The following is a 1,001-nucleotide window of genomic DNA, read 5'->3' as shown; positions in this document are numbered from 1 at the left end:
ACGCTCTTGTGAAGGACATTGTTGGTGAGTCAGAGAACAGTTCGAATAATCTCTTTCAGGGCGTCTCGCCCGGGTTTGCGTAGGATTTCTCGGCGAAGTTCGAAGAGTCTGAGATACGCAGTGAGATTGTTCTTCGAGATGCCTCGATGGGGCGAGAGCCACCGTCGCGCCAGCGACGCGTGGCTCTCGCACGTATTCACGTGTGCGTCTCCATCAACGTACTCGCCTTCGCCATGAATAACCGCTTCTCGCTGGTACGTTTCGTCCTTCTCTAATGGGTCGTAGGCACGAAATCCGTCGGTATAGACTGTCAGCGACTCCTCCTCGTGGTTATCGAGGAGGAGTCGCACAGTTGATTCGTCGGCGGATTTCGACGGGATGATGTATCGCTGGTCGCTACCGCGATCAACGAGGACAAACACAGGTGGCTTATCTCCGTCGTAGCTTCCTCGTCCACGTTTTGACAGGCCACGCGAGCGCGACGGCTGGTCGCGCTCGCGGCCCTTCTTCCCGGCGGAGACGTAGAACTCGTCGATCTCGACCGGGCCAACGAGATCGATTCGAGGCGCGTCGAGCGTTCTGGCGAAGCGCTCGACGCGCCGGTGAAGCGACCGATACGAGACATCAAGTTCAGCGTCTAACTGGCGGATACTCGTGTTGAACCGGAGCAACGAGTAGAACGCGAACAACAGCTTCTCGAGGCTGATCTTCGCGTGCGCGAAGATCGTGCCGGTCTTGTCGTTGAACGTGCGTCCACAATTTTTACAGCGATACCGCTGATACTCTCGATAGCTGCCGTACTTGATCACCGATTCAGACTGGCAGCGCGGGCACTGGAGGCCCTCGCGCCAGCGAACCTGCTCCAGCAGGTTCGCGGCGCTCGCCTCCGAACGAAATACTTCAATTGGAAACATAGTCGGGTGATGCTGACGCATCACCCTTGCCCGCTACGCTTTCATAGCGCCAGCTCTGTTCGACCAACAATCTGCTTCCGAAGAGCG

The 1,001-nt window shown here is 57.3% G+C and carries 1 protein-coding gene; it reads right to left on the bottom strand.

The features are described 5' to 3' along the window. Window positions 1-29: 29 nt before the first annotated feature. Window positions 30-914: an IS1595 family transposase gene (locus D1409_RS24175; RefSeq protein WP_123539516.1), complete on the bottom strand. Its 885-nt coding sequence runs from the start codon at window positions 912-914 to the stop codon at window positions 30-32. Between the last annotated feature and the right edge of the window lie 87 nt (window positions 915-1,001).

Source organism: Halosimplex salinum (assembly GCF_003730195.1).
GTDB lineage: Archaea > Halobacteriota > Halobacteria > Halobacteriales > Haloarculaceae > Halosimplex > Halosimplex salinum.
Note: the sequence above shows the minus strand (reverse complement) of the source record. Positions and strands in the feature narration are given on the sequence as shown.